We start from the raw sequence: 13,286 nt of genomic DNA, 5'->3' as shown, positions 1-13,286 counted from the left end.
GAAGGAACGGTTTCTTGGAAATATGGTTTTATTTGTAACAGCCTTATCGTAATTCAAATCAACAATATAGCCGAATAAAGGAATGACCCCGGAAAACTTGAAAATTGATTTCGAAAAAGTAGATGGATTGGTACCTGCCATCATTCAGGATGTGGAAAGCAATAAAGTCCTGATGTTAGGCTACATGAATCAAGAAGCCTTGGATCAGACCATGCAAACCAAAAAGGTTACTTTCTACAGCAGAACGAAAAACAGACTTTGGACCAAAGGTGAAACCTCCGGGAATTTTCTCCATGTGAAAGCCCTGACCGTAGATTGTGACATGGACACCATATTGATCAAAGCAGATCCTGCAGGTCCGGTCTGTCACACAGGACAAGATACCTGCTTTGGAGAAGAAAATGAATCCAAAACATATTTTATTGACCAACTGAGGGCCATCATCAAGGACCGTAAACAAAACCCCACAGCAGGGTCATACACTTCTGATTTGTTTGCAAAAGGCATCAATAAAGTTGCGCAGAAAGTAGGTGAAGAGGCTGTGGAGATTGTAATCGAATCCAAAGATGACAACAAAGAATTGTTTTTAGGAGAGGCAGCGGATTTGCTGTTCCATTTTTTGGTGCTTCTGGAAGCCAAGGAATATGAGCTGGATCAAGTCATGGATGTATTGATCCAAAGGCATGCCGATTCCTGATTGATGTAACTTTAAATAAAAATCAATTCATCAAAAAGCTGGAAATTCTTTCTGAAGTCCTGAGAAAGCATCTATCAACTCCCATCTAGGCCTATAGAATTCCTGTCTCATTCTGGAATTTACCGATCCGGTCTCTATATACTCTAAGGCCGCTTTTAGTCTGCGTTCTGAAATATCTCCCCAATTTTTGGCTGGATCATCACTTACCAAAGCATTGGCAGGAAATCCATCGAAAAATTCCGCCCTTCCATCCGCATTCGCTGTGGCAAAGGTGATGGGGACAAGTTCGACATTGTTTTCCTCCAAAGTTTTGTGGTATCTGGAAAGCGGAAAAGAACCAACAGGCTTACCATATGTATTGTCTCCTATCAAAAATAAATCCATGTAAGGAGTGAGAGAATTGATCAGCAACTCAGATGCTGAAGCGGAACCTCTAGAGGTGATAAGGACAATCCGTGAGAGATTAAGACTTCCTTTCTTGGAAAAATTTACATTCGTATTGAAGTTACTTTTATCTGAATTGTATTTATTGGTGTACATCACTTTGTTGTTGTGACTGGCAGGGATGAGGTAGTTCAAGATCTGTTCTGTCACTGCAACCGAACCGCCACCATTGTATCTCAGGTCAATGATCAATTCATCGATACCGTTTTGTTGAAAAAAAGTGAAGCTTTCTTCAACTTCCTGGCTTCTTGTTGGGGTAAGCCCTGCGGTAGCCTTAAAACTTTGATACACCCAATATCCTACCTTTTTGCCCGTCATTTCATACGTGTCTTTAAAAAGCACTGAATTGGATTGGTAGGTTGCTTTTGCATTTACCCTTGTGGTTTCGGAGCCATCAGGCAAAAGAAACTTGAATTTGTTGCTGATGCCCGTTTCATTGGGACCAAGTTGAAAATTATAACCATTAGGCGTCCTGTAAGATGTTATGGGTTGGTCATTTATTTCCAACACCTGCCATCCTCTTTGCCATCCATCTATTCCGGCAGGAGCTTCATCAAAGACAAAAGTCAGAAATAACCTTTCCTGCTCATCAAATCCCCAACCAAATCCATGGCCACTGTTTTGACCTGTAAAAGCCTGATTAAATGCCTCCCGGGTGGTGAGGTAAGACCATCTGTCAAGAGGCTTGAAAGTCAGTGCATCCAGTAAAGCCTGATTGGAAGAAAAATTGGATACGTTAATGCTGGCAGGCAACTCATTGTTCCAAAAGTACCATTCCTGCATGCTTTCAAAAATAGCAGACTTGACCGCTTCTTCGACCTGGATAGGATTCCGTTCCTCCGGCATACAGGAAAAAGCAACAAAGCTGGAAAGCAAAATAATATTTAGAGCATGAGCAGCCTTAGAGGATTTGTACATGATATAATTTTTAATCTTAATCATTAACGATATTTTATTGTCTGCCGGTTGACCAAATGTAATTTTTTTTCAGCAAATATTAAACCGTGAAAGCCTTTTAGTTGTTGTAAAAATAATAACACGATCAAAAATAAATACTTGATATACAGCATGGAAAAATCCGCAAGCAAAAAGCAAATCCTTCGAGATACCAAAGAAAAAATCATAACTGGTTTTATACAGCACATGCTGGAACATGGCAAAGAACCTGTTTCGGTATACAAATTCACACAATCCATCCAAATTAAAGAAGAGGAATTTTATCAATATTTCACCTCGTTTAAGTCTATAAAATCTGCTGTTTGGGATCAACTTTTTGACCATAGCGTCAAGAATCTTGAAGCTGAAGAAATCTATAAATCCTATTCTGCTAGAGAGAAAATGTTGGGATTTTTCTTTACCTGGATAGAAGAATTAAAGAAAAACAGAAGCTATCTACTCACGCTTTATACCAACCAATTCGGTCGTAGAGGAATGCCCCCTGTTGAAATCAAAAGCTTTAAGGAGAAATTTAAGTCTTTTGTAAGCGACATCATTTTAGAAGGCAAGGAAACAGAGGAAATTGCAAATAGGCCTTATATCAGTGACAAGTACGATGAGGCATTGTGGTTGCAACTGATGTTTGTTCTTCAATTTTGGATCAAGGATGATTCCCCCGGCTTTGAAAAAACCGATGCCGCAATCGAAAAATCTGTCAATTTAGCTTTTGACTTGATGGGAAAAAGTGCCTTAGACTCATTCGTGGATTTTGCCAAATTCATGTATCAATCAAAATAATTCTTACAATTCATGGACAATAAAATCAAAGAGCAGGAAAGCATTCCTGTTTCTAAAGTACAAAGGGCGGCCAAATTTATCAAAACAGGCGCTAAAGTAGGGGGGAATTATGTGAAGCATTATGCACAAAAAGTGGTGAACCCTTCACTTACCAAAGAAAATCTGCATAACAATAACGCCAATGATATCTATACCTCCTTGAGTGAACTTAAGGGAAGTGCCCTTAAAGTGGCACAAATGATGTCCATGGACAAAAATCTGTTACCAAGGGCCTACCAGGATAAATTCACCATGGCACAGTACAGCGCTCCTCCATTATCCTTCCCTCTTGTGGTGAAGACATTTCAGAAACATTTTGGAAAGTCTCCAGATCAAATTTTCAAGACATTTACCAAGTCGGCAGTTAATGCGGCCTCAATAGGACAGGTACATCAAGCAACCTTGGGAGACAAAAAGCTGGCAGTTAAAATCCAATATCCAGGAGTAGCCAACAGTGTCAGCTCAGATTTGAAATTGGTTAGACCCTTTGCATTAAGACTTCTGAACATGAATGAGAAGGAGTTGGACCATTATATGGAAGAGGTGGAAGAAAAGCTTTTGGAAGAGACAGATTACATTTTAGAGGTAGCAAGATCCAAGGAAATTTCAAAGGCTTGTTCGCATATTAAAGACCTTAATTTTCCGGGATATTACGAGGATTTAAGTAGCGATCGAATCATTACCATGGATTGGTTGGAAGGTCAACACATCAAAGAATGGATGGAAACCAATCCCTCTCAAGAAGCTAGAAATAGGATTGGACAGGCCTTATGGGATTTTTATCACCATCAGGTTCATAACCTGAAACAGGTGCATGCTGACCCACATCCAGGCAATTTCATCATTCAAAACGACCAAACTTTAGGCATTATAGATTTTGGATGTGTTAAAGTCATTCCGGAAGATTTCTATCAAGGCTATTTTTCATTGATCAAGCGGGACTTATTGATCAATGAAGAGGAGCTCAATCAGATTTTCTATGGCCTTGAATTTATTTCTGACAAGGATACGGAGGTAGAGAGAGAATATTTCAAAAGCGTTTTCAAGGAAATGATCTCTCTACTAGGCAAGCCTTTTCATGTAGATACTTTCGATTTCGCGGATAATAGCTATTTCCAGCAAATCTTTGCATTGGGAGATAGAATCTCTAACGAAAAAATGTTTAGAAAATCCCGTCAGGCAAGAGGATCAAGACATGGGCTTTACATCAACAGAACTTATTTTGGCATATATAATTTATTGAACCAATTGGGCGCCGAGGTGAATACGACCAAGCCAGAATGGTTGGAATCTGGAGTGAAAATTTAAAAAATTACTATTGATAAGCGTTTAGACAAAGTAATTTAGTACCAATAAAATAGTTAGTAGGGCCGGGTTCTTAATTTGAATTCGGTCTTATTTTTTATAGCTGATGCGGTAAATACAGTCAGCCATATCATCAGAGACCAACAAGCTGCCATCAGGCATCTCCATCACATCCACAGGTCTCCCCCATACTTCCTGTGAAGGATGGTCCAGCCAACCTTCTGCAAAAACCGTTTCTTTTTCAACTTTCCCATTTGCACCTAGGGTGACCATAGAAAGGTTGTAGCCGCTTTTTTTGCTTCTGTTCCATGATCCATGCTTTGCGATGATGATGGATTTTTTGTATACATCAGGAAACATATCTCCCTGGTAAAACCGCATGCCCAATGGTGCGACATGGGCACCGAGTTTGGCTTCAGGGGCTTTGTAGGCTTCCTTGCCTTTTCCTTTGTTGCCAAACTCCGGATCTTTGACATCTCCCGCATGCCAATAGGGATAGCCAAAATGCTCTCCCTTTTCTTCAACCATATTCAACTCACAATCTGGAATATCATCTCCCATCATGTCTCGGCCGTTGTTGGTAAACCAAAGTTTTTTGGTATCCGGGTGCCAGTCAAAACCTACCGAGTTTCTAACGCCATGCGCTACGATTTCAGGTTGAATATCGCTGGCATTGACATCTATTCTGGTGATGGTGGCAAATATTTCCTCTTTAGATTCGCAGATGTTGCAGGGAGCACCTACTGGCACATACAATAAACCATCCGGTCCAAAAGCAATGAATTTCCATCCGTGATGGGTTTTGTCCGGATATTGATCATAAACCACCTCATAGGTGGGCTTATCCAATTGGTCTTTGATGGATTTGAATCTTAAAATCCGGCTCACTTCTGCTACATAAAGGTCTCCATCTTTATATGCAACTCCATTGGGCATCTTAAGACCACTTGCCAAAGTGTAGCGTTTATCTGCTTTGCCATCTCCGTCCTCATCTGTTAAGGCAAAGACCTTATTCCCCCGTCTGTTTCCTACAAAGACAATTTTGCCATCATCACTCATGGCCAATGACCTTGCATTGGGTACATCTTCTGCCCATACTTCTATTTCAAAGCCTTCAGGCAGCTGGATTTTATCCAATTCCACTTTAGCCTTGGCATCTTTGATTGAAATTTGAGCGACGTCCTTGTCCGTTTCTTTGTTACTCAATGTATTTGAATCCCCTTTGGTACATCCTAAAAGGCTCCAAAACAGAGATAGATATAGAAAATTGTAGAAAGCGGTTAAAATCAGTTGTGGTTTAATCATGACTTATATTGAACTTGGATCCAAGTATTCCAGCTTTTTTCGTTTTATTGAAAGTTTAAGTTAAGAAAAAAGTTAATTTTTTACGAGACATCATTGATAAGCGGAAGAATGTTTATTTTTGCACCATGTTATCAATTAATAATTTATCCTATTATATAGGGGGAAGACCCATTTATGAAAATGCTTCACTCCATATCAGACCTAAAGATAAAATCGGACTCGTTGGACTCAATGGTACCGGCAAGTCTACCCTTTTAAAAATAATCGATGGGGATATTCAACCCAGCTCAGGAGAGGTTCAGAAGGCTAAAGATTGTACCATCGGCTTTTTGAATCAGGACCTGTTGTCTTATCAATCGGATGAAAGTATTCTCGATGTTGCTTTGGCCGCTTTCAAGGAAACTTTGAACCTTCAGCAGGAGATAGAAGAGGTGCTTAAACAAATGGAAACGGATTATTCGGAAGAAATCATCCATAAGCTTGCCCACCTTCAGGACAGATTTGAGGCCAATGAAGGCTATACCATCAAAGCGAAAGCCGAAGAAGTCTTGGAAGGAATCGGATTCAAAACCGAAGATTTATCCAGACCACTCAGGACGTTTTCTGGAGGCTGGAGGATGCGTGTCATGCTGGCTAAGCTGCTTCTCGAGAAACCTTCTCTTTTGATGTTGGATGAGCCCACCAACCACCTGGATTTACCTTCAATTCAGTGGGTTGAAAATTACCTCAAAACCTATGATGGGGCCGTTATCGTGGTTTCCCATGATCAGACTTTTCTGGACAACTGCATCAGTACCACGGTGGAAGTGTCTCGAAGGACCTTGACCAGCTATGCCGGAAATTATTCTTTTTACAGGGTTGAGAAGGCCGAACGGGAATTGATCCAACAAAATGCATTTGAAAATCAGCAACAGATGATCAAGCAAACCGAAAGGTTTATTGAGCGCTTCAGAGCCAAAGCGACCAAATCCAATCAGGTCCAATCAAGGATCAAAGCACTTGACAGGCTGGACAGGGTAGACGAGGTGGTCAATGATGAGGTTGCGGTCAATTTCAAATTCAAGTTTTCTCAAAAGTCGGGAAGAGATGTGGTGGTTATGGAGCACATTTCCAAAGCTTATGGAGACATCAAAATATTGGAAAACAGTACAGCCAGGATAGAAAGGGGAGACAAGATCGCATTGATAGGTGCCAACGGAAAAGGAAAATCGACTTTGCTTAGGATCATAGATGGTTCAGAAAAATTTAAAGGGAAAAGAGAGGAAGGATACAATGTAATCAAAGCATTTTTCGCTCAGCACCAATTGGAAGCACTGAATGTGAACAATGAGATCCTTCAGGAAATGGTGCAGGCTGGCAGCAAAAAGACTGAAACAGAACTCAGGGGTGTTCTCGGTTGTTTTTTGTTCTCCAATGAGGAAGTGTTCAAAAAAATCAAAGTACTTTCCGGAGGTGAAAAATCCAGAGTGGCCTTGGCAAAGACGTTAATTTCTGAGGCCAATTTCCTTCTCTTGGATGAACCGACCAATCACTTGGACATGCAGTCTGTAAACATCCTGATTCAGGCTTTGCAGCAATATGAAGGAACATTCATCACGGTTTCTCACGATCGTCACTTTATCAAAGGAGTGGCCAATAAAATATGGTATATCGAAGATTATCAAATCAAAGAATATCCAGGTTCCTATGATGAATATGTTTATTGGAAATCACAACAGGTAGCGGAGATTCCTAAAGAAGAGAAGAAGGTTAAGCCAATACCAGTAGACACGCAAAAAGTCCATGATCCGATTAAACAACAGGCCAAGAAAGACCTGAAAAAAAAGGAGCAAGACTTGGAAAAACTTGAATCCGAATTGATGGGATTGGAAGAAAAACAAAATGTTTTGGAGAAGGAGATGGCTGATGAGTCGCTTTATGCTGATGCGGAAGAGTTAAGCAAAGTGCAAAGTCAATACGAGAACAATGCATCTATGCTGAAGAAACTGACTGAACAATGGGAAGAATTGGTAGGGGAGATCGAACAACTTCAGTTGCAGACGAATTGATAAGGCTCATATAAGAGAAAAATATTTCATAAAATTCAATTCAGGTATGGTTTTTATAGTATCTGAATTGATTTTTGTATAAACACTTTACTAACCGATACCATGAAAACATTTACAAAGAACCTAATCCTTGCCGTGATCCTATCAGGCTTGTTCATGTCTTGCGTTTCGAAGAAGAAGTTTTTGGCTGCAGAGGACAACATCGCCTCCTTATCCACTCAATTGAGTGAAACCCAAAGTCAGCTTGCAGACACCAAATCTGAACTTGAAAAAACCAAAGAGGCATTGGAAGCTTCTGAGGAAGAAGTTAGGAGCCTCAAGGAGCAATTGGGTATGGCCATGGACATGACCTCTGATCAGCAGCGGATGCTGACAGACAAAGAAAAAACCCTAATGGAACAACAGGATCGATTGAATGCGCTTCAGAAGTTGTTTGATGAACAACGTGAGGTCATGAACCGATTGAAAAGCACTGTAGACAGGGCTTTGAACCAGTACAAGTCTGATGAATTGCAGGTTTATGAAAAAGACGGGAAATTATATGTAGCCCTTCAGGATAAACTGCTATTTCCATCTGGTAGTGCTACAGTAAATAGAGACGGAATTGAGGCTTTGGGAAAACTGGCCGAAGTACTCAATAACAATCCTGAAATCCAGGTAATGGTAGAAGGGCATACAGACAATGTACCCATAAGCGGCAGGTTTGAAGATAACTGGGCACTCAGTACAGCGAGGGCGAGCTCAATTGTTAGGGTATTGACCAATACCTACAAAGTGACGCCGGAAAGGGTAATTGCCTCGGGTCATAGCTATTTCAACCCTAAAGAATCCAATGATACTGCTGAGGGAAGAGCCAAAAACAGACGAACAGAAATTATTCTGACCCCGCAGTTGGATGAGCTTTATAAGATTTTGAATTAAAGGACAATAAAGAAACAGTCTTTCTGAAGAAAGGCTGTTTTTTTTGGTATGAGAAATTCACGCATCAAATTAGTCAGCTTGACGCAACCATTATCAAAAAAGATCATGAGTTTTGAAGTGCCTTCCAATAAAACCCTGTTGAATTCTAATTCACAAAATGAAATATAAAACGAAGAATAGCAAATACTTACCTTTACTTAGCTTATTTATTTTTTTCTTATTGACAGAGGCTTTGGGACAAGAAGTGTATCAAAATTTGGTCACCGAAGAAAACATTCAGTCTGTCCGCCTTTACCCAAGGACGGATGAGTTTTCAAGCCAGATGAGCTCGCCCGTTATGCAATTAAGTGGGTCCACTCCTTTGATTCTTGAATTTGACGATCTGGCATTTGATCCGGATGTATATTCCGCAAAATTGATTCACTGCAATGCAGATTGGACAAAGTCCGGATTAAGGGATGCAGATTTCTTGGGAGCCTACAATGAATTTAATGTCAATGAATATGCGTATGCGATAGATACCCGTATTCCTTACATTCATTATACCTTCGCTGTTCCTCCAGTAAGAAGAACTGGAAATTACGTACTTAAGGTGTATCGAGGGAGGGACGAAAAAGCAGTGGTCATTATGCAACGCTTCATGGTATACCAAGATCAGCTTCAAGTAGGAGCCCGTATTGTCCCGCCCAGCCAAACTTCTGATCGATTTAATGCGCAACAGATTGATCTTAATGTAAACTATGGCAGACGTGAACTGCTTGATCCCATCAATACGGTCAAAGTGGTCATCAGGCAGAACCAAAGATGGGACAATGCCATTTTTGGATTAAAGCCTAATTTTTTTAGGGAAGAGAAAAAGATGTTGGAATACTCCCTTTTTGATGGAAGCAATGTGTTCCTTGCGGGAAATGAATTTAGATTTATTGATTTGAGGACCGTAAGAGCCATTGGAAGAAATATCAGTTCCATCAAAATGGAGGACGACGTCGTATTTGCCGAAGCAGGTATGGATCAGGAAAGATCGGGACAGACTTATTTGGAATATTTAGACATGAATGGCCAATTTGCTGTTTTCAATCTGGAAAGAAGAAGCCATCACTTGGAGGGAGAATATGTCCTCACCACTTTTAATTTTAAATCTCCCAAGTTGGGGCAGGCTCCATATGTTTTGGGCGCATTAAGCAATTGGGGACAAATTCCAGCCTCCAAAATGGCATACAATGAAGCTTTGGAAAGTTATCAGGCTACATTGATTTTAAAACAGGGCTGGTATGATTATCAGTATGGCTTTAAATCCTCAGAGGGCTTTGATATGTCACCAATAGAAGGGGATCACTTTCAAACCGAAAACGAATATGAGGTATTCGTTTATTACAGGGAGATGGGTTCTCGATATGATGAGCTTATTGGATATACGGTGCTGAATCCCAATAAAAGACGTCCTTAATTTCAGGCAAGACATAAAAAAAACGGCCTAGACCGTTTTTTTTTAGTTCTCTGTTGTCTCATCATTTTCCTCTTCGACTCCTTTCTGTCTGGGAGGAAGGTCGGAGGCAGTTCTAGATCGGTAAGGAACAAAACCCTCTCTTTTGTATTTATATGGTTCTGTCCTATCGCCAGAGGAGTGGTTGGCCAGATCCAGCATACCAAAACCCTTGTGGGTAAAGGCTCCCAAACCGCATTTGAACACAAAATCCTGTACTTCTGGAGCAGCATATAAGGTAAACGGAAGGGTGTATCCCCTTACTTCATACTTTACATCCATGTCAAATACAGAATAGATTCTGGCAAATTTCTTTTGTTGTTCTCTCAGCTTATTTACATAACCCATATCAGGAACTACTTGGAATTTGTAGAAGGACTCCATTTGTTCTTGCGTATACCAGCCTGATCTTTCCATCCGAGTCAGAGTAGACTCATATAGCAGATCAGAAAACTCATCAGTATCCGGATTGATAAATCTTTTTCCGGATTCATCATTGAAAGAAGGGGTAAGCAATACCAAGGGAGAAATACATACAAATTTGTTGGAAGGTTCCAGTTCAGGTTCAGTTTCCTTTTCGGTGTATTCAGGAGAAATGATCAGATTTCCTAACTCAATTTTTGGTGTTTCAAAGACTTGTTCAAGCAGATAATCGATAAAATCCTCGTTGGGGGAGGAGAGTACCAACGTTACCAAGCTAGAGTAGTAATGCAAGCCACTTCTACTTACTTTGGTTTGACCTTTCAAACCTGAGAAGTTGAAGTAATTGTAGTTAAAGAATTCTTCTCGGCCTCCTTTTACAATGAGACCTTTAAGAAACTGGGCCAGGATATACTGGTGATGAAAGGGTAAATAAGCACCTTTGTTTTTTAACGAAAATATTAATCTTATTCTCACGGTATTAAAAATAAATGTTAAACAATAATTTATATTAGATTAATCCTGTAGTGTGTAAGGCTGCCATAGCTTAACAGCAAATTTACGTATAAAATCTTGAATAATGCTATACATTAAACCGAAAATGCATAATATCACCATCTTTAACAACATATTCTTTTCCTTCTATGGCTATTTTCCCGTTTTCACGACATGCGCCCTCTGTCTTATATTGTTCATAGTCAGGTAACTTGATGACTTCAGCTTTAATAAAACCACGCTCAAAATCGGTGTGGATGACCCCAGCAGCCTGTGGTGCTTTCCAGCCTTTCTTAATTGTCCAAGCCCTAACCTCCTGTACACCAGCAGTAAAATAGGTAATGAGGTCAAGTAATTCATAGGCCGCTGCAATCAGTTTGTTCAATCCACTTTCATCCAGACCATATTCTTGCAGAAATAGCTGCTTTTCTTCGGGGTCTTCAAATTCCGCGATCTGTGCTTCAATAGCAGCACACAAGACCACTACCTTGGCATTTTCCTCGGCAGCTTTGGCAGTTAATTTTTCCACAAAAGCATTTCCTGTCAAAATACTGCCTTCATCCACGTTTGCCACGTAAAGTACCGGTTTGATGGTCAACAATTGAAGATCTCTGACAGCCTCGAGTTCCTCTTTATCTAACGAAATGGCTCTGGCGTTTAGTCCATCTTCCAGGCTTTTTCTAAAAATCAATAATGTTTCCAGTTCTTTTTTGGATTTTGGATCACCGGATTTAGCGATCTTTTCGATGCGTTGGATTTTTTTGTTGACCGATTCCAAGTCTTTTAGTTGCAATTCAGTATCGATGACTTCTTTGTCAAACAGCGGATCTACCCCTCCTGCCACATGCACGATATTGTCATCATCAAAACACCTGATGACATGGATAATGGCATCAACCTCCCGAATATTGGCAAGGAACTTATTTCCAAGGCCTTCCCCTTGGCTGGCACCTTTGACAAGTCCTGCAATATCTACGAATTCAATGACAGTAGGGAGGACTCTATGGGGACTGACTAATTTTTCAAGTATGTTAAGTCTTTTGTCAGGTACAGTAACGACACCCACGTTGGGTTCAATGGTACAAAAGGGGAAATTGGCAGCTTCTGCCTTGGCATTTGATAAAGCATTGAACAAAGTGGATTTTCCTACGTTGGGTAACCCAACGATACCGCATTTTAAGCCCATTTAATTTTAGATGTTTTTTAATTTGAAGATGGAATATTCCTGATATCCCTTATAAAATTCCTTGATGGAAACCCGGAAAATAGTATATACCGGAATGGCAAAGATCATTCCCAATACACCACCGATTTTCGCACCCACAAAGATAATAACAAATATTTCAAGTGGGTGGGCTTTTACGGATTTGGAAAAAATAAGTGGCTGAAGGATCACATTGTCGGTAACTTGTACTACTGAAAAAACGGATAGGATTTTTATCACCATGATAAAAATTTCATTGTTGGTCGTAAATGAACCTGTAGAAATCCCAACCAAAATTCCAAATGTGGCTCCCAAAACGGGTCCTGCGTATGGAATTAAATTGGCTACAGCAGCAAAAATAGCTATAGTAAGGGCATAATCCACCCTCACGAATGTAAGCCCAATGGCAGCCATAGAAAATATCACGGAAATTTGAAGAACCAAACCAATCAGATAGTTGGAGAGGAGCCGCTCTACTTTATGAAATGTACCTACAAAGATTTCAAAGTATTTATTGGGAACCAATTGAATGAAATTTCTCCTTAACAAACCATTTTCCAGCAATAGAAAAAAGGTGATAAACGCAATGGATATTATGCTGATAAGCACCGAACTGGTGGTATTAATCACGCTGTTGATAAACCCTTGAATGTTGATTTCATTAAAACTGGAAATTAAATTTTGGCGGACCATGGCAATCAGATATCCGGGTTCATCCTTTACCAAGCTGTTTCTAATCAAAAACTCCTCAATTTTGGCGACGGGGTTCTGAATCTGTTCGTACAAGTAGTCTAGGTCAAGTTTACTGATTACTTCAACCTGATTTCTGAACAAAGGAATGAATAGTAGACTTATGAGAAAAAATATAAAAACTATTGCACCAAAAGAAAACAATATGGCCAACCACCTTGGAATGTGCTGCCCAAATACATGAATGCTATTGACACGGTTGGTGAGGGGTCTTAAAATGGCCGCAATAACCAATGAAAAAATCAAATAAAGAGTAATGTTGGAGAAATACCACAAAAGGACACAAAATGTCACAATAAAAATCAGAATGTAAAGCAGCGACTTTCTCATGGTATCAAAAATACAAAAGGGGATGAAAGAGAACCAAGCCCATCCAAAATAAAATGGAAGGGATTGATACTATATCAATAAGACTAGCTACTCCTAAATCAATTTCCAGGT

At 40.0% G+C, this 13,286-nt stretch carries 11 protein-coding genes; 6 read left to right on the top strand and 5 right to left on the bottom strand.

All coding sequences use genetic code 11. The annotated features are described in order from the left end of the window. Nucleotides 1–82 precede the first annotated feature (82 nt). On the top strand, nucleotides 83–697 hold the full coding sequence (gene hisIE / locus H1A14_RS18375) for a bifunctional phosphoribosyl-AMP cyclohydrolase/phosphoribosyl-ATP diphosphatase HisIE (protein ID WP_194777756.1): 615 nt from the start codon (nucleotides 83–85) through the stop codon (nucleotides 695–697). Nucleotides 698–727: 30 nt separating this feature from the next. Here the strand turns inward: hisIE and H1A14_RS18370 are convergent, their stop codons facing one another. Next, nucleotides 728–2,083, bottom strand: a complete 1,356-nt coding sequence (locus tag H1A14_RS18370) for a S41 family peptidase (RefSeq protein ID WP_228527865.1) — start codon at nucleotides 2,081–2,083, stop codon at nucleotides 728–730. Nucleotides 2,084–2,209: 126 nt separating this feature from the next. On the opposite strand from H1A14_RS18370, the gene H1A14_RS18365 reads away from it, so the two are divergent. Both H1A14_RS18365 and H1A14_RS18360 read left to right on the top strand, forming a co-directional pair. Beyond that, nucleotides 2,210–2,875: a TetR/AcrR family transcriptional regulator gene (locus H1A14_RS18365; RefSeq protein ID WP_194777755.1), complete on the top strand. Its 666-nt coding sequence runs from the start codon at nucleotides 2,210–2,212 to the stop codon at nucleotides 2,873–2,875. Between the two features lie 12 nt (nucleotides 2,876–2,887). Then, nucleotides 2,888–4,222, top strand: a complete 1,335-nt coding sequence (locus H1A14_RS18360; protein WP_194777754.1) for an ABC1 kinase family protein — start codon at nucleotides 2,888–2,890, stop codon at nucleotides 4,220–4,222. An 87-nt stretch (nucleotides 4,223–4,309) separates the two neighbouring features. On the opposite strand, the gene H1A14_RS18355 is transcribed toward H1A14_RS18360, so the two are convergent. Continuing rightward, nucleotides 4,310–5,524, bottom strand: a complete 1,215-nt coding sequence (locus H1A14_RS18355; protein WP_194777753.1) for a PQQ-dependent sugar dehydrogenase — start codon at nucleotides 5,522–5,524, stop codon at nucleotides 4,310–4,312. 125 nt (nucleotides 5,525–5,649) lie between these two features. On the opposite strand from H1A14_RS18355, the gene H1A14_RS18350 reads away from it, so the two are divergent. The 3 genes from H1A14_RS18350 (at nucleotide 5,650) to H1A14_RS18340 (ending at nucleotide 9,940) form a co-directional block, all read left to right on the top strand. Beyond that, nucleotides 5,650–7,572 (top strand): ABC-F family ATP-binding cassette domain-containing protein, encoded by a 1,923-nt coding sequence (locus tag H1A14_RS18350; RefSeq protein WP_194777752.1) that lies wholly within the window; start codon nucleotides 5,650–5,652, stop codon nucleotides 7,570–7,572. 102 nt (nucleotides 7,573–7,674) lie between these two features. Further along, nucleotides 7,675–8,493, top strand: coding sequence for an OmpA/MotB family protein (locus tag H1A14_RS18345; protein ID WP_194777751.1), 819 nt, complete (start codon nucleotides 7,675–7,677; stop codon nucleotides 8,491–8,493). 157 nt (nucleotides 8,494–8,650) lie between these two features. Beyond that, entirely contained in the window at nucleotides 8,651–9,940 is a 1,290-nt protein-coding gene (locus H1A14_RS18340) for a type IX secretion system plug protein (RefSeq protein ID WP_194777750.1), read from the top strand. 42 nt (nucleotides 9,941–9,982) lie between these two features. Here the strand turns inward: H1A14_RS18340 and cas6 are convergent, their stop codons facing one another. From cas6 to H1A14_RS18325, 3 genes are all read right to left on the bottom strand, one after another. After that, nucleotides 9,983–10,873, bottom strand: coding sequence for a CRISPR-associated endoribonuclease Cas6 (gene cas6, locus H1A14_RS18335; protein WP_194777749.1), 891 nt, complete (start codon nucleotides 10,871–10,873; stop codon nucleotides 9,983–9,985). Nucleotides 10,874–10,979: 106 nt separating this feature from the next. After that, nucleotides 10,980–12,077 (bottom strand): redox-regulated ATPase YchF, encoded by a 1,098-nt coding sequence (gene ychF, locus H1A14_RS18330; RefSeq protein ID WP_194777748.1) that lies wholly within the window; start codon nucleotides 12,075–12,077, stop codon nucleotides 10,980–10,982. A gap of 6 nt (nucleotides 12,078–12,083) precedes the next feature. Then, complete coding sequence (locus H1A14_RS18325; RefSeq protein ID WP_194777747.1) at nucleotides 12,084–13,175, bottom strand: AI-2E family transporter; 1,092 nt, start codon at nucleotides 13,173–13,175, stop codon at nucleotides 12,084–12,086. Between the last annotated feature and the right edge of the window lie 111 nt (nucleotides 13,176–13,286).

The organism is Pararhodonellum marinum (assembly GCF_015354735.1).
GTDB classification, from domain to species: domain Bacteria; phylum Bacteroidota; class Bacteroidia; order Cytophagales; family Cyclobacteriaceae; genus Pararhodonellum; species Pararhodonellum marinum.
Note: the sequence above shows the minus strand (reverse complement) of the source record. Positions and strands in the feature narration are given on the sequence as shown.

Coding starts and splice junctions, on each gene's coding strand:
- H1A14_RS18370 (WP_228527865.1), bottom strand. CDS start 2,083: ATGATTAAGATTAAAAATTATATCATGTACAAATCCTCTAAGGCTGCT.
- H1A14_RS18350 (WP_194777752.1), top strand. CDS start 5,650: ATGTTATCAATTAATAATTTATCCTATTATATAGGGGGAAGACCCATT.
- H1A14_RS18355 (WP_194777753.1), bottom strand. CDS start 5,524: ATGATTAAACCACAACTGATTTTAACCGCTTTCTACAATTTTCTATAT.
- H1A14_RS18325 (WP_194777747.1), bottom strand. CDS start 13,175: ATGAGAAAGTCGCTGCTTTACATTCTGATTTTTATTGTGACATTTTGT.
- H1A14_RS18345 (WP_194777751.1), top strand. CDS start 7,675: ATGAAAACATTTACAAAGAACCTAATCCTTGCCGTGATCCTATCAGGC.
- H1A14_RS18340 (WP_194777750.1), top strand. CDS start 8,651: ATGAAATATAAAACGAAGAATAGCAAATACTTACCTTTACTTAGCTTA.
- H1A14_RS18365 (WP_194777755.1), top strand. CDS start 2,210: ATGGAAAAATCCGCAAGCAAAAAGCAAATCCTTCGAGATACCAAAGAA.
- H1A14_RS18360 (WP_194777754.1), top strand. CDS start 2,888: ATGGACAATAAAATCAAAGAGCAGGAAAGCATTCCTGTTTCTAAAGTA.
- hisIE (WP_194777756.1), top strand. CDS start 83: ATGACCCCGGAAAACTTGAAAATTGATTTCGAAAAAGTAGATGGATTG.
- ychF (WP_194777748.1), bottom strand. CDS start 12,077: ATGGGCTTAAAATGCGGTATCGTTGGGTTACCCAACGTAGGAAAATCC.